The 19,750-nt window shown below is 72.8% G+C and carries 17 protein-coding genes and 1 pseudogene; 13 read left to right on the top strand and 5 right to left on the bottom strand.

Features of this window, described 5'->3' with window-relative positions:
• The first annotated feature begins 6 nt into the window (after window positions 1–6).
• The 3 genes from ACFV0T_RS27695 (at window position 7) to ACFV0T_RS27685 (ending at window position 5,782) form a co-directional block, all read left to right on the top strand.
• Window positions 7–3,873, top strand: coding sequence for a Pls/PosA family non-ribosomal peptide synthetase (locus tag ACFV0T_RS27695; protein WP_385784571.1), 3,867 nt, complete (start codon window positions 7–9; stop codon window positions 3,871–3,873).
• Window positions 3,874–3,950: 77 nt separating this feature from the next.
• Window positions 3,951–5,276, top strand: coding sequence for a M1 family metallopeptidase (locus tag ACFV0T_RS27690; protein ID WP_385784568.1), 1,326 nt, complete (start codon window positions 3,951–3,953; stop codon window positions 5,274–5,276).
• A 65-nt stretch (window positions 5,277–5,341) separates the two neighbouring features.
• Window positions 5,342–5,782 carry a YchJ family protein gene (locus ACFV0T_RS27685; RefSeq protein WP_385784565.1) on the top strand — a complete coding sequence of 147 codons (441 nt, stop codon included), beginning with the start codon at window positions 5,342–5,344 and terminating at the stop codon, window positions 5,780–5,782.
• A 93-nt stretch (window positions 5,783–5,875) separates the two neighbouring features.
• On the opposite strand, the gene ACFV0T_RS27680 is transcribed toward ACFV0T_RS27685, so the two are convergent.
• Window positions 5,876–6,577 (bottom strand): FadR/GntR family transcriptional regulator, encoded by a 702-nt coding sequence (locus tag ACFV0T_RS27680; RefSeq protein ID WP_385784562.1) that lies wholly within the window; start codon window positions 6,575–6,577, stop codon window positions 5,876–5,878.
• 130 nt (window positions 6,578–6,707) lie between these two features.
• On the opposite strand from ACFV0T_RS27680, the gene ACFV0T_RS27675 reads away from it, so the two are divergent.
• The 3 genes from ACFV0T_RS27675 to ACFV0T_RS27665 all read left to right on the top strand — a co-directional run bounded on the left by ACFV0T_RS27675 (window position 6,708) and on the right by ACFV0T_RS27665 (window position 10,204).
• Window positions 6,708–7,244 carry a gluconokinase gene (locus ACFV0T_RS27675; protein WP_385784560.1) on the top strand — a complete coding sequence of 179 codons (537 nt, stop codon included), beginning with the start codon at window positions 6,708–6,710 and terminating at the stop codon, window positions 7,242–7,244.
• 40 nt (window positions 7,245–7,284) lie between these two features.
• Window positions 7,285–8,682 (top strand): gluconate:H+ symporter, encoded by a 1,398-nt coding sequence (locus tag ACFV0T_RS27670; protein ID WP_385784558.1) that lies wholly within the window; start codon window positions 7,285–7,287, stop codon window positions 8,680–8,682.
• A gap of 376 nt (window positions 8,683–9,058) precedes the next feature.
• On the top strand, window positions 9,059–10,204 hold the full coding sequence (locus ACFV0T_RS27665) for a hypothetical protein (protein WP_385784555.1): 1,146 nt from the start codon (window positions 9,059–9,061) through the stop codon (window positions 10,202–10,204).
• A gap of 33 nt (window positions 10,205–10,237) precedes the next feature.
• Here the strand turns inward: ACFV0T_RS27665 and ACFV0T_RS27660 are convergent, their stop codons facing one another.
• The 3 genes from ACFV0T_RS27660 to ACFV0T_RS27650 form a co-directional block, all read right to left on the bottom strand.
• Window positions 10,238–10,861 (bottom strand): cytochrome b/b6 domain-containing protein, encoded by a 624-nt coding sequence (locus tag ACFV0T_RS27660; RefSeq protein WP_385784552.1) that lies wholly within the window; start codon window positions 10,859–10,861, stop codon window positions 10,238–10,240.
• Complete coding sequence (locus ACFV0T_RS27655) at window positions 10,845–11,573, bottom strand: molybdopterin-dependent oxidoreductase (protein WP_385784550.1); 729 nt, start codon at window positions 11,571–11,573, stop codon at window positions 10,845–10,847. The genes ACFV0T_RS27660 and ACFV0T_RS27655 overlap by 17 nt, the downstream gene beginning before the upstream one ends.
• Before the next feature lie 135 nt (window positions 11,574–11,708).
• On the bottom strand, window positions 11,709–12,686 hold the full coding sequence (locus ACFV0T_RS27650; RefSeq protein WP_385784547.1) for a hypothetical protein: 978 nt from the start codon (window positions 12,684–12,686) through the stop codon (window positions 11,709–11,711).
• Window positions 12,687–13,206: 520 nt separating this feature from the next.
• On the opposite strand from ACFV0T_RS27650, the gene ACFV0T_RS27645 reads away from it, so the two are divergent.
• The 4 genes and pseudogenes from ACFV0T_RS27645 to ACFV0T_RS27630 form a co-directional block, all read left to right on the top strand.
• A complete protein-coding gene (locus ACFV0T_RS27645; protein ID WP_385784545.1) occupies window positions 13,207–14,100 on the top strand; it encodes a DMT family transporter in 894 nt (297 codons plus the stop codon).
• A gap of 31 nt (window positions 14,101–14,131) precedes the next feature.
• On the top strand, window positions 14,132–14,647 hold the full coding sequence (locus ACFV0T_RS27640) for an NUDIX hydrolase (RefSeq protein ID WP_385784542.1): 516 nt from the start codon (window positions 14,132–14,134) through the stop codon (window positions 14,645–14,647).
• 157 nt (window positions 14,648–14,804) lie between these two features.
• Window positions 14,805–15,197: a YidH family protein gene (locus tag ACFV0T_RS27635; RefSeq protein WP_385784539.1), complete on the top strand. Its 393-nt coding sequence runs from the start codon at window positions 14,805–14,807 to the stop codon at window positions 15,195–15,197.
• A 203-nt stretch (window positions 15,198–15,400) separates the two neighbouring features.
• Window positions 15,401–15,703, top strand: a pseudogene (locus ACFV0T_RS27630) (DUF202 domain-containing protein); the annotation flags it as partial.
• A 136-nt stretch (window positions 15,704–15,839) separates the two neighbouring features.
• On the opposite strand, the gene ACFV0T_RS27625 reads toward ACFV0T_RS27630, so the two are convergent.
• Window positions 15,840–16,784 (bottom strand): NADP-dependent oxidoreductase, encoded by a 945-nt coding sequence (locus tag ACFV0T_RS27625; protein ID WP_385784536.1) that lies wholly within the window; start codon window positions 16,782–16,784, stop codon window positions 15,840–15,842.
• 111 nt (window positions 16,785–16,895) lie between these two features.
• On the opposite strand from ACFV0T_RS27625, the gene ACFV0T_RS27620 reads away from it, so the two are divergent.
• The 3 genes from ACFV0T_RS27620 (at window position 16,896) to ACFV0T_RS27610 (ending at window position 19,696) form a co-directional block, all read left to right on the top strand.
• Window positions 16,896–17,192, top strand: a complete 297-nt coding sequence (locus ACFV0T_RS27620; protein ID WP_385784534.1) for a hypothetical protein — start codon at window positions 16,896–16,898, stop codon at window positions 17,190–17,192.
• A 249-nt stretch (window positions 17,193–17,441) separates the two neighbouring features.
• Window positions 17,442–18,476 (top strand): phosphotransferase family protein, encoded by a 1,035-nt coding sequence (locus ACFV0T_RS27615; protein ID WP_385784531.1) that lies wholly within the window; start codon window positions 17,442–17,444, stop codon window positions 18,474–18,476.
• A 5-nt stretch (window positions 18,477–18,481) separates the two neighbouring features.
• A complete protein-coding gene (locus ACFV0T_RS27610) occupies window positions 18,482–19,696 on the top strand; it encodes an acyl-CoA dehydrogenase family protein (RefSeq protein WP_385784528.1) in 1,215 nt (404 codons plus the stop codon).
• Window positions 19,697–19,750: the final 54 nt, after the last annotated feature.

Raw genomic sequence — 19,750 nt, 5'->3', positions numbered from 1 at the left:
GACCCGATGGCAGCCATACACGAGAGCAGTGCTCTCGGCCTGCTCGACGACGAGATCCGCGCACGGTTCGGCGACAGGGCACGCTTCTCCGGGGGCCCGGCCGCCTCTCCTCGCACGCTCGTCGACGTCTTCGACGCCTCCGTGCGCTCGCACCCCGACGAGCTCGCCCTGGACGACGGCACGGTCCGCCTCACCTACCGCGCGCTCGCCGTGGAGGTGGAGAAGCTGCGCCGCCGGCTGGCGGGCGCGGGGGTCGGTCTCGGCGACCGCGTGGGCGTCCGCGTCCCCTCCGGCACCAACGACCTCTACGTGGCGATCCTCGCCGTCCTCGCGGCGGGTGCCGCCTATGTCCCGGTGGACGCCGAGGACCCGGACGAGCGGGCCGAGCTGGTCTTCGGGGAGGCTCAGGTGCGGGCGGTCGTCGGCGCCGGTCACGACCTCACCGTCAACGGCCGCTCGGACATCCCGGCCGCCCGGCCCGACGCCGGGCACGACGCCTGGATCATCTTCACCTCCGGTTCCACCGGCAAGCCCAAGGGCGTCGCCGTCACCCACGGCAGCGCCGCCGCCTTCGTCGACGCGGAGGCCGCGCTGTTCCTCACCGACGACCCGATCGGGCCCGGCGACCGGGTCATGGCGGGGCTGTCGGTCGCGTTCGACGCGTCCTGCGAGGAGATGTGGCTGGCCTGGCGCTACGGCGCCTGCCTGGTGCCGGTCCCCCGCTCCCAGGTCCGCAGCGGCGCCGACCTCGGCCCGTGGCTGGTCGAGCAGGAGATCACCGTCGTCTCGACGGTGCCGACGCTGGCCGCGCTGTGGGAGCCGGAGACCCTCAACGACGTACGGCTGCTGATCTTCGGCGGCGAGGCCTGCCCGCCCGAGCTGGTGCAGCGGCTGGTGACCGAGGGCCGCGAGGTCTGGAACACGTATGGGCCGACCGAGGCGACCGTCGTGGCCTGCGCGGCCCTGATGTCCGGCGAGGAGCCGGTGCGGATCGGGCTGCCGCTGCGCGGCTGGGAGCTGGCCGTCGTCGACGAGGCCGGGGAGCCGGTGGCGATGGGCGCCGGCGGGCAGCTGGTGATCGGCGGGGTCGGGCTCGCCCGGTATCTCGACGCCGAGAAGGACGCGGAGAAGTACGCGCCGCTGCCGTCGCTCGGCTGGGAACGGGCGTACCGCAGCGGCGACCTGGTGCGGGCCGACCCGGAGGGGCTGGTGTTCCTGGGGCGGGCCGACGAACAGATCAAGCTCGGCGGGCGCCGGATCGAACTCGGCGAGGTGGACGCGGCTCTCCAGGCCCTGCCGGGGGTCGCGGGCGCGGCCGCCGCCGTACGCACCGCCCGCGGCGGCAACCAGCTCCTGGTCGGCTATGTCGTCATCCAGGACGGCTGGGACCAGGCGGCGGCCGTCGAGAAGCTGCGCGCCGAGCTCCCGGCCGCCCTGGTCCCCCTGCTCGCCCCGGTCGAGGACCTGCCGACCCGGACGTCCGGCAAGGTCGACCGCAACGCCCTGCCCTGGCCCCTGGAGGGTCTGGAGACCGGCACGAAGACCGAGGAGCTCTACGGCACCGAGGCGTGGCTCGCCGAGCAGTGGACCGAGGTCCTCGGCATCCCCGTGGCCGGTGCCGGCGACGACTTCTTCGCGATCGGCGGCAGCAGCCTCGCCGCCGCCCAGCTCACCACCCGGCTGCGCACCCGCTACCCGAGCGCCGCCGTCCTCGACATCTACCAGCAGCCGACCCTGCGCAAGCTGGCCCAGCGTCTCGAGGCCTCCGTGCAGAAGGCCGGCGAGAGCCGCTCGGTCGCCCCGGTGCCCAGGCGCGCCCAGCTGGTCCAGCTGCTTCTGCTCGTTCCGCTGTTCACCCTGCTCGGGCTGCGCTGGACGGTCGCGCTGGCCGCGGTCGGGAACGTGCTGCCCGGATACTCCTGGCTGCCGACGGCCCCCTGGTGGCTGGTGGTCGCCGGAGCCGTGCTGTTCTACAGCCCGCCGGGCCGCCTCGCGATCGCCGCGGGCGGGGCCCGGCTGCTGATGCGAGGCGTGAAGCCCGGCCGTCATCCGCGCGGGGGCGGCGTCCATCTGCGGCTGTGGACCGCCGAGCGGCTGGCCGAGTTCAGCGGGGCGACCTCGCTGACCGGTTCCTGGCTGGAGCGCTACGCACGCGCGTTGGGCGCCAGGGTGGGCCCGGACGTGGACCTGCACTCGCTGCCGCCCGTCACCGGCCTGCTCAAGCTGGGCCGGGGCGCGGCCGTGGAGTCCGAGGTGGACCTGTCCGGGTACTGGCTGGACGGCGACCGGCTGGAGATCGGTCCGGTCAGGGTGGGCGCGCACGCCGTGGTCGGCACGCGCAGCATCCTGTTCCCGGGCGCCCGGGTGGGCAAGCGGGCAGAGGTGGCCCCCGGCTCCGCGGTCACCCGGCAGATCCCGACCGGCCAGCGCTGGGCGGGCGCGCCCGCGGTCAAGCTCGGCAAGGCCAAGCGCAACTGGCCCAAGGAGCGACCGCAGCGGGGCCGGTACTGGCGGGTGATGTACGGCGTGACGGGCGCCGCGCTGACGCTGCTGTCGGTGGCGGCGGCCGGTGCCGCGCTGCTGGTCGCCCGGCAGTTCGTGACGCCGGGCACGGGTCTCGGCGGGGCGCTGCGGGGTGCCGCGGTCGCGCTGGTGCCGGCGACGCTCGCCTACGGCCTGGCGTACGCCCTGCTGCTGCTGGTGGGCGTGCGGCTGCTGAGCCTGGGCCTGCGCGAGGGCACGCATCCCACGCACAGCCGGGTCGGCTGGCAGGCCTGGACGGTCAGCCAGCTGATGGACCTCTCCCGCCAGACGCTGTTCCCGCTGTACGCCGGGCTGGCCACGCCGGTGTGGCTGCGGCTGCTGGGGATGCGGATCGGGCGGGGCGCGGAGGTGTCCACGGTGCTCGCGCTGCCCAGCCTGACCACGGTCGGCGAGGGCGCGTTCCTGGCCGACGACACGCTGACCGCGCCGTACGAGCTCGGCGGCGGCTGGGTGCGGATCGGGCGCGCGGAGATCGGGCGGCGGGCCTTCCTCGGCAACTCGGGGATGACCGCGCCGGGCCGGTCGGTGCCGGACGGCGGTCTGGTCGGCGTGCTGTCCGCGACGCCGAAGAAGGCGAAGAAGGGCAGCTCCTACCTGGGGCTGCCGCCGGTGAAGCTGCCGCGTGCCGCCGACGACTCCGACCAGCGCCGGACCTACGACCCGCCCGCCCGGCTGCTGTGGGCGCGCGGTCTGGTGGAGCTGTGCCGGATCGTGCCCGTGTTCTGTTCCGCGGCGCTCGCCGTGGCGACGGTGGCGGCGCTGTGCGCCCTGGGTGTCTGGGCTCCGCTGCTGTCGGGGCTGGTGCTGCTGGTGGCGGGAGCGGTCGCGGGTCTGGTGTCGGTGGTGGCCAAGTGGCTGCTGGTGGGACGGCACCGCGCCGCGGAGCATCCGCTGTGGAGCGGGTTCGTGTGGCGCAACGAGCTGGCGGACACCTTCGTGGAGGTCGTGGCCGTGCCCTGGCTGGCCGGCGCCGTACCGGGTACCGCGGTGATGACGGCGTGGCTGCGCGGGCTCGGCGCGCACATCGGCCGGGGTACCTGGGTGGAGAGCTACTGGTTGCCGGAGACCGACCTGGTGACCCTGGAGGACGCGTCGACCGTGAACCGTGGAAGTGTGCTCCAGACCCACCTGTTCCACGACCGGATCTTGCGGACGGGTACGGTGGTCCTCCGTGAGGGTGCCACGCTGGGCCCTGGCGGGATCGTGCTGCCCGGCAGCACGATCGGGGCCCGCACCACCCTGGGTCCCGCGTCGCTCGTCATGGCGGCGGAGTCCGTCCCCGACGACACCCGCTGGCTCGGCAACCCGATCGAGGCATGGCGTACCTGAGCGCGGGCCACTCGGAGCCGGTGGGCGACGCAGCACCGGCACGGAGGACCAGCACAGCGCAGGGAGCGGACACGGCAGTGGCAGTTCAGCAGTCAGTGGGCCCGGACCCGTACTTCCCGGACAACGGCGACGCCCGCTACCGGGTGCACCGCTATGAACTCGCGCTGGACTACCGCCCGGGTCCGAACCGGCTGACCGGCACGGCCCGGATCAACGCGATCGCCGGCCGGGTCGCGCTCACCGAGTTCCAGCTCAACCTGGCCGACTTCAGGATCGGCCGGGTCCGGGTGGACGGCCGGCAGCCGCACTACACGCACCGCGGCGACCGGCTGCGCATACGTCCCGCCAAGCCGGTGCGGCCCGGGGCCGCCTTCACCGTGGAGGTGCACTGGTCCGGCAACCCCAAGCCGGTCGGCAGCCCCTGGGGCGGCCTCGGCTGGGAGGAGCTGGCGGACGGGGCGCTGGTGGCCAGCCAGCCGGTCGGGGCGCCGTCCTGGTACCCGTGCAACGACCGTCCCGCCGACAAGGCCTCGTACCAGATCTCGGTCACCACGCCGTCCGCGTACGCGGTGGTGGCGGGCGGGCGCCTGCTCACCAGGACCACGAAGTCCTCGACGACCACCTGGGTCTACGAGCAGTCCGCGCCGACGTCCAGCTATCTGGTCGGGCTGGCGATCGGCAAGTACCAGACGGTGCTGCTGGGCGATCCGGGGCTCGGCGGGGTGCCGCAGCACGGGCACATACCGGCGCAGATGCTGCCGGAGTTCTCCCGGGACTTCGCGCGCCAGCCCCAGATGATGGAGCTGTTCCAGCGGCTGTTCGGGCCGTATCCGTTCGACGAGTACGCGGTCGTCGTGACGGAGGAGGAGCTCGATGTGCCGGTCGAGGCCCAGGGTTTGTCGCTGTTCGGCGCCAACCATGTGAACGGGGAGCGGGGTTGGGAGCGGCTGGTGGCGCACGAGCTGGCGCACCAGTGGTTCGGCAACAGCGTGTCCATCGCCGACTGGCGGCACATCTGGCTCAACGAGGGCTTCGCGAAGTACGCCGAGTGGCTGTGGTCGGAGCGTTCGGGCGGCCGCAGCACGCATCAACTCGCGGCCGCGGCACATCGCTTGCTGTCCGCGATGCCGCAGGACCTGCGGCTGGCCGATCCGGGACGCAAGTCGATGTTCGACGACCGGCTGTACGAGCGCGGCGGGCTCACCGTGCACGCGGTGCGGTGCGCGCTGGGCGACGACGCGTTCTTCCGGATGCTGCGCGGCTGGGCCGTTCTGCACCGGGGCGGCGCGGTGTCGACCACGACGTTCATCGCGCACGCGGCGCGCTTCGCGGCCGAACCGCTGGACGACCTGTTCCACGCCTGGGTCTACGGGGCGGCGCTGCCGCCACTGCCCGTGCCGTAGCGCGGGGCGGCGGCCCGTCAGGCCCACCACCGCGGCCCGGGTGACGGTGCAGCAGAATGGGGGTCATGTCCCGACGCACCCCGCATCCGCGGCGCCACAGCGCCTCCGGCCCCGCCGACGTCCCCGCCTGCCCCTGCGGTCTCGGGGGGACGTACGAGGGATGCTGCGGCCGGTTCCACCGGGGTGCGGCCGCGGCGCCCACCGCCGAGGCGCTCATGCGGTCGCGCTACAGCGCCTTCGTGCGGCGCGACGAGGGGTATCTGCTGCGGACCTGGCACCCGCGGACCCGGCCGGCCCGGGTGGACCTCGACCCGGGGACGCGGTGGACCGGGCTGGAGATCCTGGGGACGGCGGACGGCACGGCCTTCCACACCTCCGGGACCGTGACCTTCCGGGCCTCCTACCGGGGCGGCTCGCTGCACGAGCGCAGCCGGTTCGAGCGGGTCGACGGGGCCTGGGTCTACGTGGACGGGGAGTTCCTGGACGCGGAGAGCCGCGCGGACTGACGAACTGAGCGGGCCGACGAACAGAACGGGCTGACTGCACGGGCTGAGGGGGCTGACGTGCTGAGCGGCGCGGGGCCGCGGTCCGCTGTCCGGTCAGGGCGCCAGGATGTCCAGCTCCTGGAGCGCACCCTCCGCGATCTGCTGGGTCAGCTCCTGGGCGCGTGCCGCGTCCCCCTCGCGTACCGCCTCCGCGACCTGCACGTGCAGGGTGACGGCGGCCGGGTCGGGGTCCTCGAACATGACCTCGTGATGGGTGCGGCCCGCCAGCACCTCGGCGACGACGTCGCCGAGGCGGGCGAACATCTCGTTGCCGGAGGCGTTCAGGATCACCCGGTGGAAGGCGATGTCGTGGACGAGGTAGCCCTCCAGGCGGTGGCCGCGCGAGTTGGCCACCATGCCGAGGGCGCACTCGGTGAGTTCGGCGCACTGCTCCGGTGTGGCGAACTTCGCGGCCAGGCCCGCCGCGACCGGTTCGACCGCGGAGCGCAGGACGGTGAGCGAGCGCAGCTGGCGCGGCCGGTCGGCGCCGGCCAGCCGCCAGCGGATGACCTGAGGGTCGTAGACGTTCCACTCGGCCGTGGGCAGGACGGTCACGCCCACCCGGCGGCGGGACTCGACGAGGTGCATGGACTCCAGCACCCGCACCGCCTCGCGCATCACGGAGCGTGACACCTCGAAGCGCTGCGCCAGCTCGTCGGTACGCAGGACACTGCCCGACGGGTACTCGCCCGCGGTGATCGCGGGGCCGAGGGCGTCCAGTACACGGCCGTGCAGCCCCCGGTCTGAAGTGGTCATGTACTCAGAGTACGGGGTGGATCACGGAGCTAAAAAGTCAGACTTATTCATCACAGACACTTGAATTCGTCGTACCTAATCGGTTTCAGTGTGGTCGACACCAGGTGTCGACGAAGACAGTGAGGCAGTCATGAGTACCCCGCAGGTTGTCGTGGTCATGGGGGTCGCGGGCACGGGAAAGACCACCATCGGTCCCCTGCTCGCCGCCCGTCTCGGCGTTCCGTACGCCGAGGGCGACGACTTCCATCCCCCGGCCAACATCGCCAAGATGTCGGCCGGCGTCCCGCTCACCGACGAGGACCGGTGGCCGTGGCTGGACGCCATCGGCGTCTGGGCCCAGGAGCGGGCGGGGCTCGGCGGGGTGGTCAGCTGTTCCGCGCTGAAGCGGTCCTACCGCGACCGGCTGCGGGCCTCGGCCCCCGGCCTGGTCTTCGTACACCTCGCGGGCGACCGTGCCCTCGTCGAGGACCGGATGTCGCACCGGCAGGGTCACTTCATGCCGACGGCACTGCTGGACTCCCAGTTCGCCACGCTCCAGCCGCTCCAGGCGGACGAAGCGGGAGTCACCGTGGACGTCGCCGGCGGACCCGAGGAGATCACGGCGCGCGCCACGGCCGCGCTGGACGACTTCGGCCGGGGCGCACCGTCCCGCACCTCCACGCAGTAAACCCTCATCCCCACCCCCTCCGTCTCCAAGGGAAACCCCCGTGACCAGACTCAGCGTCGAGATGCTGGCAGCGGACAGCGTCGAGCCGATCACCTCGGCCGGCGATGCCCAGCTGGGCATCGCCGTGCTGGCAGGAATCGCCGTCATCGTCCTGCTCATCACCAAGTTCAAACTGCACGCCTTCCTGGCGCTGACCATCGGGTCACTCGCGCTGGGGGCGTTCGCCGGCGCACCGCTCGACAAGGCCATCCTCAGCTTCACCACCGGGCTCGGCTCGACCGTTGCCGGCGTGGGCGTACTGATCGCGCTCGGCGCGATCCTGGGCCGGCTGCTGGCCGACTCCGGTGGCGCCGACCAGGTCGTCGACACGATCCTCGCCAGGACGAGCGGCCGGGCCATGCCCTGGGCGATGGTGCTGATCGCCTCGGTGATCGGTCTGCCGCTGTTCTTCGAGGTCGGCATCGTGCTGCTGATCCCCGTGGTGCTGATGGTCGCCAAGCGTGGCAACTACTCCCTGATGCGGATCGGCATCCCGGCGCTGGCCGGCCTGTCGGTCATGCACGGACTGATCCCGCCGCACCCCGGTCCGCTCGTCGCGATCGACGCCGTCAAGGCCAACCTCGGCGTCACGCTGCTCCTGGGCATAGTCGTCGCGATTCCCACGGTGATCATCGCCGGTCCGCTGTTCTCGAAGGTCGCCGCCCGCTGGGTGGACGTCCCGGTCCCGGACCGGATGCTCCCGCCGCGCGCCTCCGAGGACCTGGAGCGACGCCCGGGCTTCGGCGCCACCCTGGCCACCATGCTGCTGCCGGTCGCCCTGATGCTGTCCAAGGCGCTGGTCGACATCATCGTGGACGACCCCGCGCACAAGGTGCAGCGCGTCTTCGACGTCATCGGCTCGCCGCTGATCGCCCTGCTCACGGCCGTCATCGTGGGCATGTTCACGCTGGGCCGGGCCGCCGGGTTCACCAAGGACCGGCTGTCGACGACGGTCGAGAAGTCCCTCGCCCCGATCGCGGGCATCCTGCTGATCGTCGGCGCGGGCGGCGGCTTCAAGCAGACGCTGATCGACTCCGGTGTGGGCCAGATGATCCTGGACATCTCCAAGGACTGGTCGATCCCCGCCCTGCTGCTGGCCTGGCTGATCGCGGTGGCGATCCGGCTGGCGACCGGCTCGGCGACCGTCGCCACCATCTCCGCGGCCGGGCTGGTCGCGCCGCTGGCCGCCGACATGTCGACGACCCACGCGGCCCTATTGGTCCTCGCCATCGGCACGGGTTCGCTCTTCTTCAGCCATGTCAACGACGCCGGCTTCTGGCTGGTGAAGGAGTACTTCGGGCTGAGCGTCGGCCAGACGATCAAGACGTGGTCCGTCATGGAGACGATCATCTCCGTGGTCGGCGGCGCTCTGGTCCTGCTGCTGTCGCTGTTGATCTAGGGCCGTGGCAGGCAACGTTCGCCCGTGAAGGAGCGGCGTCCGGTGCGTGCTCCCCGGCGGGCCGGCCGGAAGTCCTCGTACTGGGCGTACGTGGGCTTCGGCCGGTGCGGCGAGAGGGCGTGCCGGGCGTCGCGACGGGGCGAACGTCGCCTGCTGCGGCATTAGGCCGTGTCTCGCCCTGGGCCCTGGCTCCACGCGGCGCCGCCGACGGCCGCAGCCCCGCCGCCGACCGCGCCGCAGCCGCTGGGACCCGCCGGACGTCGCCACCTGCGCCACGGTGAGTCGTTGTCGTCCCTGCCTGGGCGAAGCGTCTTCCCGTGGCGCGGTGGAGGTCCCATGATGGTGAGTCCTCTCCTGCGATGACTTCGGGGGCGTCATGGCGGCTTCACTGGGAGTGCGCGTCGCGGTGGTGTGCCTGGCGGGGACCTTGGCGATCGTCACCACGGTCGCGTACGGCGGCGACGACCGAAACGATTCGTCCGGCACCGGCACCGCGGGCGGCTTATCGGGCGGTGCCCCGGACGGCGACCCGCGGGGCGGCCGGGGCGACGCGACCGCCGGCGGCACCCCGACGTGGACGCCGTCACCGAACCACGCCGTGGAAAACGGCGGCGAGGACGACCGCGACGGCGGATCGAGCTCCACTTCCGGGGCCGGGAGTTCCGGCGGCTCCAGCGGGGGCGGCGGCCCCGACGGCTCCGGCAGCGCCGGCGGCGGTGGACACATCGCCGGGTTCGGGTGGCTCCCGTGGGGGCCGCACTCGCCGAACACCGAGCGGACGCCCGACCCTGAAAGCCTCTACGACACCCTCGGCGAGGATCCCTCCCGGTGCGCGGCCGTACGCGATCGGACCGCGGAGAACGACGAGCCCGCCTGGAAGGTCCTGCACGGGCTGGCCGAGGCGTGTCTGGCCGTGCAGGGCGAAGGCGGCAGCTGGCGGCGGGCGGCCGAGGACCACGCGGCGGTCAAGGACGCGCTGACCGACTGCAAGGGCGCCACCGCCTACAGCGCGCTGGGTGACCTCCTGCGTTTCCACCGGCAGCACCCGTCGACGACGGTACGTCTGACGGCTTCGTCGCCGGGCAGCGGTGAGAGCGCCTGCGACTTCGAGATCGTGTCGGTGTCCGTGGGCGACGACCACGTGGCGAAGCCCGGCGATGTGGCGAGGATCAGGCTCCGCGGCACGTTCTTCGACAAGGGCGAGCTGCTGAGCGGGCAGCGTGTCGTCTTCATCGGGGGAACGCCGGTCTCCTTCCCCGGGGACCAGCCCGACCACGCGTCGGAGCCCGGCGACCGGATGACCTTCGACGCCTTCGTCCCCACGCCTCACGAGCAGCCGTCCGGTCACCCCCGGTCGGTGGACGTGACCGTCGCGTACGGCGATCGGCCCGAGCAGCGGGCCACCTTCAAGGACGCCTTCACTCTGGTCGACCCGGACGTCTCGCCCAGCCCCTCCCCCGTCGTCTCCTCGACGACCGCACCGCGGACGTCACCCTCGCCCGCGCCCGCCACCCGGCCGTGAACGCCCGCACCCGGCTCCGGCTCCCGCGCGGGCTCACGGGCGCCAGTGCGGGTGCTCCCGCTCGGCCCATCGCGGGCTCACCGATCCGGTCCGCATGCCCCGGCGGGCCTCCGGATCGCCCAGGGCCATACCGATGTGGCCGGCCACGACGATGCCGATGGTGAGGGCGAGCCAGTCGTGCACGAAGGTCGCGCTGGTGCGCCAGAGCAGGGGCGCCAGGTGCGTGAACCACATCAGCAGGCCGGTGCCGAGCATCACCAGCACGGCCCCGGCGATCCAGGCCGCGTAGATCTTCTGGCCGGCGTTGAACTTGCCCGCCGGACGGGACGCGCGGCGCCGGTCCCGGCGCAGTGCCGCGCGCAGCCAGACCCGGTCGTACGGTCCGAAGCGGTTGAGGTGTCCCAGGTCGGCGCGGAAGGCACGGGAGGCGAGACCGGCCAGGACGGGCACGGGCAGCGCGAGCCCGGCCCACTCGTGGATCCGGACCACCAGCTCCCGGCGGCCGACCAGCTCGGCGAACTCGGGGACGTACAGGCAGGCGGCCGTCACCACGCAGACGCCCATCAGCACGGCCGTGGTGCGGTGCACCCACCGTTCGGCGCGGGTGAAGCGGTGGACACGGCCCGGCGCGACGGGCGCTTCAGCTCGTAGGGTCATCGTCCCGTCCGTTCGATCGGCCCACCCAGGCGTCGACGTCGTAGCCGCGGTCCTCCCAGTAGCCGGGGTGGACGTCCTCGGTGACGGTGATGCCGGAGAGCCACTTGGCGGACTTGTAGAAGTACATGGGCGCGACGTAGAGGCGGACCGGGCCGCCGTGCTCGTGGCCCAGGTCCTTGTCCTGCATGCGCAGGGCGATCAGGACGTCGGCGCGGCGGGCCTGGTCGAGGGTGAGGCTCTCGGTGTACGCGCCGTCGAAGCAGGTGAAGCGGACGGCCGCGCCCTTCGCCCGCACTCCGGCGGCGTCGAGCAGCCGGGACAGGCGCACGCCCTCGAACGGGGTCCCCGGGACGCGCCAGCCGGTGACGCACTGGACGTCCTTGACCATCCGGGTCTGGGGCAGGGCACGCAGGTCGGCCAGGGTGTAGCTGGTGGGGTGGTCGACCAGGCCGTCGATGGTGAGGCGGTAGTTCGCGGCGTCCTTGTGGGGGACGGAGGAGGTGACGGAGTAGTACCGGAAGCCGCCGCCGTTCGGCAGCAGACCCGTCAGTCCCGTCGGGTCCTTGTCGGCGGCGCCGCCGAGGAAGGACTCCAGGCCGCGTTGCAGTGTGGGCGCGGTGATCACGCCCAGGGCGCCGAGGCCCAGGGTGCCGAGGAAGACCCGGCGGCCGACCGGTGTGCCGTGCTGTTCCTCGGGTGGTTCTGAAGTCACCCCCTCATTCGAACACCCGCGACCCCGGTGGGGCCAGGCATCGCGGCGGCCCGTCAGACTTCCGTAACCACTTCTCACCCACCTCTCGAGAACCGGCCTCCGGGCACGGGGTCACCACCGGGGTCACCACCGGGGTCACCAGCCGCCGAGCGCGTGGTCGCGGGCGGCGCGGAAGGCCGCGCGGGGGTCGCGGTCCGGATACGCCCAGGGTGCGCGGGTGCCGTGCTCGCCGATGCGCCGGAACAGGGCGGCGGCCTCGGCGGTGCGGCCCGCGCAGTGCTTGGCGTGGGCGAGGAAATTGAGATCGACCAGGTGTCGGGGGTGGCCGTCGTGCTCCCACTCCAGCCACCAGTCGAACGCCGCCCGTGCCGCCTGCCGGGCCCGGTGGCCGGTCCAGTGCTCCGAGGCGGCCGGGTCGGCGGATTCGGCACCGGCGGCGGCCAGCACGCGGTAGCGCTCGGCGCGTGCGACGACCGGCAGGATCGCCAGCGGGGAGTCGGCGGGCGCCCGCTCGGCGGACCCGTCGGCGAAGTCGTAGACCTCGTGATGCGCGTCGGGACCGGCGGGGGCGCGGCGCTCGGCGAGCCGGGCGACCAGCAGATGGTGGGCGTGGTGGTGGTCCGGGCAGCGTTTGCGGACCTCCTCGAAGGCCTCGGCCGTGTCCTGGTCGCCGCCGAGCGTGCGTTCCAGCAGGAGCAGGCCGAGCCACGGGGTGGGGTCGGCCGGCGCGAGCGCGGCGGCGGCACGGCAGGCGTCGCGGGCGCGGTCCGGCCGCTCCCCGCCGCGCGGCGCGCGCCGGACCAGGGCCACGGCGAGCAGGACGGCGGCGTCGGCGGAGCCGGGATCGGCGCGCAGCCAGTCGCGGGCCCCGGAGGCGCTGTGCGGATCCCGGGCGAGGACGGTCACGCGATGGCCGCGCCGTTCCCAGTCGTCACCCGTACGGAGCAAGAGTGAGCGAACGGCCTGCCACCGCCCCTGCCCCAGAGAGGCGCAGGCCATCGCGAGTTCGGTGTCGTCCAGGGCGGCGGCGAAGGCCCGGCCCGGGCCGGGGCCGTCGTGGTCACCCGAATACGAGCCGTCGTGGTCGAGGGAAGGCGGGGGTAAGGGAGACACCGCGGGACTTACCTCGTGCTCCTCGTGTCGCTCGCACGCCTTCGTGCTGTCCAGCACGGCTTCGTGTCGCCTCGCGCCGCCGCGCGCGCTTCCTCGCGCTGCGCGGGCGGGTACCGGCCCCGCCCTGGGCCGATCACGCACAGCAAACCCTCAGCCGACGCATACAGTCAAGCACCGCGGGAACATGGAACGCGTCAACTTACCCTGGGTGCAGGGGACTTGTGATCAACGGGACGGACGGGAAGCGGGCCGCGGGCGGGTTTCGCCGCCATGAATGTGGCACTCGGTGTCATGAATGTGGCGTAGGCCATGGCGTCAAGGCGCGGGGCAACGGACGATGGCGCTACGGCCGCGCAGCCACCCGTGATCGACCGGGTACCGCAGTCGCGTCAACCGCCCGGGTTCCGGGCACCGCCGGAGGCGACGTTTCCGGGTACTCCCAGGGGCACCGAGAGCCCTGGGCCGCTAGAGTCGGCCATCGACGACCCCGTGGCCCGGCCGGATGATCGAGGTACGCAGCGTGTCGGTTCTGGTACTGATTCTCGCCGTGAGTGCGGCCTGTTGCCTCGGCTTCGGGTTCGTGCTCCAGCAGAACGTGGCCGAGAAGGCACCCCTGAGCGACTTCCTCTCGCCCCGGCTGCTGCTGGACCTGATGAGGGTGCCTCGCTGGCTGGGCGGCATCGCGCTGATGGTGGCCGGCCTGGTGCTGGGCGCGATAGCGCTCGGCAAGGGCGAGATCTCCCTGGTGGAGCCCCTGCTCGCGACGAACCTGCTGTTCGCGCTGGCCCTGTCCCGTCACCAGACCCGCCAGCCGCTCGGCCGCCAGGGCTGGGCGGGCCTGATGCTGCTCGCGGGCGGTGTGACCGCGTTCATCCTGGCCGGTGAGCCGCGCGGCGGCCACGCCATCACCGATCCGCTCCGGCACTGGCTCATCATCGGCGCCATGATCGGTGTCGCGCTGCTGCTGACGACCTGGGCGAAACGGTCACGGATGAGCGCGGGCCCGCTGCTGCTGGCCGTGGCGGCCGGCCTGCTGTACGGCGTGCAGGACGCGCTGACGCGGGTCACCGGTCAGCGCTTCTCCGAGGGCGGCCTCGCCGAGGTATTGACCAGTTGGCAGCCGTACACCGTGCTGGTGCTCGGCGTGACCGGCCTGGTGCTGGTCCAGAGCGCGTTCGAGACGGCGCCCCTGCGGATGTCGCTGCCCGCTCTGACCGCGGCCCAGCCGCTGGCCGGGATCCTCTGCGGCGTGGGCTTCCTCGGCGACCGGCTGCGCACCGACACGGGCGCGCTGGCCTGGGAGGCGGCCGGACTCGCGGCGATCGTCGTCGGCATCGTCCTGCTGGGCCTGCACCCGGCGATGCCGAGCGGCACGGGCAAGCCCGAGCGGGTCCGGGACCTGCAACCGCGCTGACCCCTCACCGGGGCCCTGCTTGGATGGGCCCATGAGCGCTGCTGACGAGATCCTCGACATCGTCGACGAGCACGACCAGGTCATCGGACGGTCACCCCGCGGCGAGGCCTACGCGCGGGGCCTGCGGCACCGCTGCGTCTTCGTCCAGGCCCGCGACCGGGCCGGCCGTCTCTTCGTCCACCGCCGCACCCCCACCAAGCTGGTCTTCCCCTCCCTCTACGACATGTTCGTCGGCGGGGTGGTCGGCGCGGGCGAGGCCTACGACGACGCGGCTCTGCGGGAGGCGGAGGAGGAACTCGGCGTGAGCGGACTGCCCCGCCCGGAGTTCCTCTTCAAGTTCCTGTACTCCGACACCGCCGGCCACAGCTGGTGGTCGGCCGTCTACGAGGTCCACTGCGACCTGCCCGTGCACCCCCAGGTGGAGGAGGTCGACTGGCACGACTTCCTGCCCGAGGAGGAGGTCGAGCGGCGCCTCGACGTGTGGGAGTGGGTGCCGGACGGGCTGGCGGCGTACGAACGGCTCAGGTCGTACCGGGCCCGGGGCTGAGCGGGCCGGGACGGGGAGCGGGTTCAGGGCGTACCGGGCCGGGACCGGGAAAACGGGTTCAGGGCGTACCGGGCCCGGGACTGGGCCGGGGTGGCCGGTGCCTGCCGCGCCGGGCCGGGGAGCGCCGCCCGGACGGCCCCCCGGTAGTGTCCTGCGGGTGATCGAGTTCGCACGGAACGTCCGGTTGTGGTTCGCCCCCCAGCAGATCCGCGAGGAAGGCGGCACGCCCGACTACCGGTTCTCGCTGGCGAACGAGCGCACCTTCCTGGCCTGGCTGCGCACCGCCCTCGCGCTGATCGGCGGCGGATTCGCGGTGGACCAGTTCCTGCCGGACCTGCGCTGGGCCTGGCGGGTCGGACTCGCGCTGGCGCTGCTCGCGGCGGGGGCGCTGTGCTCCCTGCGCGCGGTCAACCACTGGGTGCGCTGCGAGCGGGCGATGCGCCGGGGCGAGGACCTGCCGGCGACGCGCTTCCCGGCGCTGCTCGGCGTGGTCGTCGCGGTGGTGGCCGTCGCGATGGTGATCGTCGTCCTGGTCGGATGGGACGGATGACCGACGCCACGCCCTCCCCTGAACCACGCCCCGACGGCACACCGTCCCCCGAGCCTGCCCCGCAACCACAACCCGCCGCCACGCCCTCCCCCGAGCCTGCCCCGCAACCACAACCCGCCGCCACGCCTTCCCCCGAGCCTGCCCCGCAACCATGCCCCGGCACCACGCCGTCTCCCGGACATGACGCCGGCCCGGGCCCGCGGCCGGAGCGCGACCCCGGGCTCCAGCCCGAGCGCACCCGGCTCGCCTGGCGGCGCACGACGCTGTCGAGCACGGTGGCCGCGGTGCTCGCCGTCAAGGCCTCCCTGCACCGCGGGCCGACGGCCGCCGGAATCGTCGCCTGCGCCCTGTGCTGCGCCCTCTGGCTGGCCTTCCTGTTCATCGCGCACCACCGCGTACGCGCTCTCGACACCCCCCGCCCCCGGGCCCTGGCCGCACGCCACGCGACGGCGGCGGTCCTGTGCACGGTCGCCCTGGCGGTGTGCGCGACGGCACTGGTCGTCTAGGGTCTGCCGTTCGGATCAGCCCGGTGCCGCGAAAGGCCCCGGCCGCCCGGCTTCACCGCGACCCGGCTGCCCGCTTCCCCGCGAGCTGGAAGCCCGGCGTTCCGAGGGCCGGGCCCGCCTCCCGTCGTCCCCGTGCCTAGTCGCCCTCCGCGTCCCATTCCACCGTCAGCACGATCTTGCCCCGGGTGTGTCCCTCCTGGCTCAGGCGGTAGGCCTCCGCCGCGCGTTCCAGGGGGAACGTCCGCGTCACGTGGACCGTGATCACACCCTGTTCGGCGAGTTCCGTCAGTCGCACGAGGTCCTCGGCGTCAGGACGCACGAAGCAGTAGCGGCCGCCGTAGTCGACGACGTCCGGGTCGGCGATCGACGCGAGCCGGCCCTCGGGGGCCAGAAGGTTCGCGGAGATCTTCGTCGTGTCGCCGCCGATGGTGTCGAAGGCCGCGTCCACCCCGTCGGGAGCCAGGGCGCGTACCCGTTCCGCCAGGCCCTCGCCGTAGGTGACGGGTTCCCCGCCCAGCGCGCGCACGAAGTCGTGGTTGGCCTCGCTCGCCGTCCCGATCACCCGGGCACCCAGGTGACGGGCCAACTGGACGGCGATCGAGCCGACACCGCCCGCCGCCGCGTGCACCAGGACGGTCTCGCCCCGCTTCACCTCGAGCGCCTTCGTGATCACCTGGTAGGCGGTCAGCCCGGTCAGGGGCAGCCCCGCGCCCTCCTCGAAGGAGAAGTTGCGGGGCTTACGGGCGAGGGTGCGCACCGGGGCGGCCACGTACTCGGCGAAGGTGCCCCGGGAGAGGTAGTCCTCGCGCACGTAGCCGATGACCTCGTCGCCGACCGAGAACTCCGGAACGGACATGCCGGGCTGCACCACCACGCCCGAGACGTCCCAGCCCGGGATCACCGGGAAGACGGTGTCCAGGATCCCGTCGAGGTGGCCCTCGCGGCACTTCCAGTCGACCGGATTGACACTCACCGCCCGGACCTTGACCAGCACCGTGTCGGGCCCGACCTTCGGGTCGCGGACGTCCCCGTACTCCATGACCTCGGGTCCGCCGTACCGGCTGTAGCTGATGCCCTTCATGGGACCGACCCTCGGGGCTACCCGGCCGCCACGCAAGCCGGATGTCCTGATATGCGGCGTTCGCGTGGCAGCCTGTCCGTCGTCATCACCCGTACCTCGAAGGTGAGCACCATGACCAACCTGCACCAGGAACACGACTCCCACACGCACGTCCACGGCGCGGACTGCGGTCACGCGCGCGTGCAGCACGGCGACCACGTCGACTACGCGCACGACGGCCATCTGCACCGTGAGCACGAGGGGCACTGGGACGAGTGCGAGCCCGGCGGGCACGCCGCGCACACCGGCCACGACCACCGGCACGGCGAGAACTGCGGCCACGCGCGCGTGCAGCACGGCGATCACGTCGACTACCTCCACGACGGCCATCGGCACGCCGAGCACGACGGGCACTGGGACGACCACTGACCTGACGAGGCCCCGGCGCCCCGACGCCGACCACCACTCCCCCCGGCGCTCCGACGACCCGTCGACCCGTCGACCCGTCGACCCGTCGACCCGTCGAGCGAAAGTCGCCCTCCACGGCTCCCCGCGAACCCCCGCGGGGAGCCGTCGGCCTATCGTGGCCCCGATCACCTTCGGCCCACCCACTGGACGACATACCGACCGGTCGGCATCATGAGTCGGGTCACGTTCACCCGCCCGTAGGAGCGATGTATGAGCCCCGACCATCCGCCCGGACTCGATCTCGACCGGTTGCGCGGACTGCTCGACCGCGAGCGCCCCGGTCTGGTGCGCGGCCCCCTCACCGGCCGGCTGATCGAGGGAGGACGGTCGAACCTGACGTACGAGATCGCGGACGGCACCTCGCGGTGGGTCCTGCGGCGTCCCCCGCTCGGCCATGTCCTGGCCACCGCACACGACATGAAGCGCGAGCACCGCGTGATCAGCGCCCTGCACCCGACGAATGTGCCGGTGCCGCGCCCGGTGCTGCTGTGCGAGGACGAGGAGGTGCTCGGTTCGCCCTTCTACGTCATGGAGTTCGTGACGGGCACCCCGTACCGCACCGCCGACCAGCTCGAACCGCTCGGCGCCGAGCGCACCCGGAACGCGGTGCTGTCGCTCGTCGACACCCTCGTCGAACTGCACGCGGTCGACCCGGCCGAGGTCGGTCTGGCGGACTTCGGCCGCCCCGAGGGTTTCCTGGACCGGCAGCTGCGGCGCTGGGGCAAGCAGCTGGACGCCTCCCGCAGCCGCGAGCTGGCCGGGATCGACGAGCTGCACGCGGCGCTCGGCCGGGAGCTGCCCGACTCCCCCGCCCCGGCCGTCGTGCACGGCGACTACCGGCTCGACAACGTGTTGATCGGCGAGGACGACACGATCAAGGCGATCCTCGACTGGGAGATGTCGACGCTCGGCGATCCGCTGACCGACCTGGGCCTGCTGGTGATGTACAGCATGCCGCTCGGCCTGCCCCACTCGCCCGTCTCCACCACCGCGGAGGCCCCGGGCCACCCGACGCCCGCCGAGCTGATCGAGCGGTACGCCGCCGGCTCCGGGCGCGACGTCTCGGCCGTCTCCTGGTACACCGCGTTCGCCTGGTTCAAGCTCGCGGTGATCCTGGAGGGCATCCACTACCGCTACACGCTGGGCCAGACCGTCGGCCGCGGCTTCGACCGCATCGGCGAACTCGTCCCCGTCTTCATCGAGCACGGCCTGACCACGCTCCACGACGGTCTTCAGGAAGGCTGATCCACATGGACTTCGCGTTCGACGCCCGCACCGAGGAACTGCGCGCCAAGCTCCTCGCCTTCATGGACGAGCACGTCTACCCGGCCGAGTCCGTCGCCGAGGAGCAGCGCGCCCTGCTCGCCTCGCCGTGGGACACCCCGGCCGTGGTGGAGGAACTGAAGGCGGAGGCGCGCAGGCAGGGCCTGTGGAACCTCTTCCTGCCCGACGCCGAGTACGGCGCCGGCCTCACCAACCTCCAGTACGCGCCGCTCGCCGAGATCACCGGCCGCTCCCCGCACCTGGCGCCCACCGCGCTGAACTGCGCCGCGCCGGACACCGGCAACATGGAGGTGCTCGCGCAGTTCGGCGACGAGCGGCAGAAGAAGCAGTGGCTGGAGCCGCTGCTGGCCGGTGAGATCCGCTCGGCGTTCGCGATGACCGAGCCGGAGGTGGCGTCGTCCGACGCCACGAACATCACCACCCACATCGAGCGGGACGGTGACGAGTACGTCGTCTCCGGCCGCAAGTGGTACATCTCCGGGGCGATGAACCCGGACTGCAAGATCTTCATCGTGATGGGCAAGACGGACCCGGACGGCGCCGACCCGCGCCGTCAGCAGTCCATGGTGCTGGTCCCGCGCGACACCCCGGGCGTCACGGTCAAGCGCGCCATGCGGGTCTTCGGCTACGAGGACCACTCGCACGGCGGCCACGCCGAGGTGGTCTTCGACCACGCGCGCGTGCCGGTGTCGAACCTGATCGGCGAGGAGGGCGGCGGCTTCGCCATCGCCCAGGCCCGCCTCGGTCCCGGCCGTATCCATCACTGCATGCGGCTGATCGGCATGGCCGAGCGGGCGATCGAGCTGATGTGCCGTCGGGCCGTCGCCCGCACCGCCTTCGGCAAGGCGCTGGCCCAGCAGGGCGTGGTCCACAACTGGATCGCGGACGCCCGGGTCACCGTCGAGCAGCTGCGGCTGCTGGTGCTGAAGACGGCCTGGCTGATGGACACGGTCGGCAACCGGGGCGCCCACACGGAGATCCAGTCCATCAAGATCGCCACCCCGCGCGCGGTCGTCGACATCATCGACCGGGCGATCCAGCTGTACGGTGCCGGCGGCGTCAGCCAGGACTTCCCGCTGGCCGAGCTGTACGCGGGAGCCCGCACCCTGATGATCGCCGACGGCCCGGACGAGGTGCACCAGCGGTCGCTGGCGCGGCGGGAGCTGAAGAAGTACCTGTAGGGCGGCGGGCGGCCGCCGCTGTCGCTGTCGCGGGCGTCCGACGCTGTCGTCGGA

The organism is Streptomyces sp. NPDC059582, from assembly GCF_042735715.1.
In the GTDB taxonomy this organism is placed as follows: domain Bacteria; phylum Actinomycetota; class Actinomycetes; order Streptomycetales; family Streptomycetaceae; genus Streptomyces.
The sequence above is the reverse complement of the archived record's forward strand: the minus strand, read 5'-3'. Positions and strand labels throughout refer to the sequence as shown.

What these genes read in the sequence shown, in the direction of transcription:
- ACFV0T_RS27610 (WP_385784528.1), top strand. Translation starts at nt 18,482, where the DNA reads ATGGACTTCGCGTTCGACGCCCGCACCGAGGAACTGCGCGCCAAGCTC.
- ACFV0T_RS27695 (WP_385784571.1), top strand. Translation starts at nt 7, where the DNA reads ATGGCAGCCATACACGAGAGCAGTGCTCTCGGCCTGCTCGACGACGAG.
- ACFV0T_RS27640 (WP_385784542.1), top strand. Translation starts at nt 14,132, where the DNA reads ATGAGCGCTGCTGACGAGATCCTCGACATCGTCGACGAGCACGACCAG.
- ACFV0T_RS27675 (WP_385784560.1), top strand. Translation starts at nt 6,708, where the DNA reads ATGAGTACCCCGCAGGTTGTCGTGGTCATGGGGGTCGCGGGCACGGGA.
- ACFV0T_RS27620 (WP_385784534.1), top strand. Translation starts at nt 16,896, where the DNA reads ATGACCAACCTGCACCAGGAACACGACTCCCACACGCACGTCCACGGC.
- ACFV0T_RS27680 (WP_385784562.1), bottom strand. Translation starts at nt 6,577, where the DNA reads ATGACCACTTCAGACCGGGGGCTGCACGGCCGTGTACTGGACGCCCTC.
- ACFV0T_RS27665 (WP_385784555.1), top strand. Translation starts at nt 9,059, where the DNA reads ATGGCGGCTTCACTGGGAGTGCGCGTCGCGGTGGTGTGCCTGGCGGGG.
- ACFV0T_RS27660 (WP_385784552.1), bottom strand. Translation starts at nt 10,861, where the DNA reads ATGACCCTACGAGCTGAAGCGCCCGTCGCGCCGGGCCGTGTCCACCGC.
- ACFV0T_RS27615 (WP_385784531.1), top strand. Translation starts at nt 17,442, where the DNA reads ATGAGCCCCGACCATCCGCCCGGACTCGATCTCGACCGGTTGCGCGGA.
- ACFV0T_RS27685 (WP_385784565.1), top strand. Translation starts at nt 5,342, where the DNA reads ATGTCCCGACGCACCCCGCATCCGCGGCGCCACAGCGCCTCCGGCCCC.
- ACFV0T_RS27625 (WP_385784536.1), bottom strand. Translation starts at nt 16,784, where the DNA reads ATGAAGGGCATCAGCTACAGCCGGTACGGCGGACCCGAGGTCATGGAG.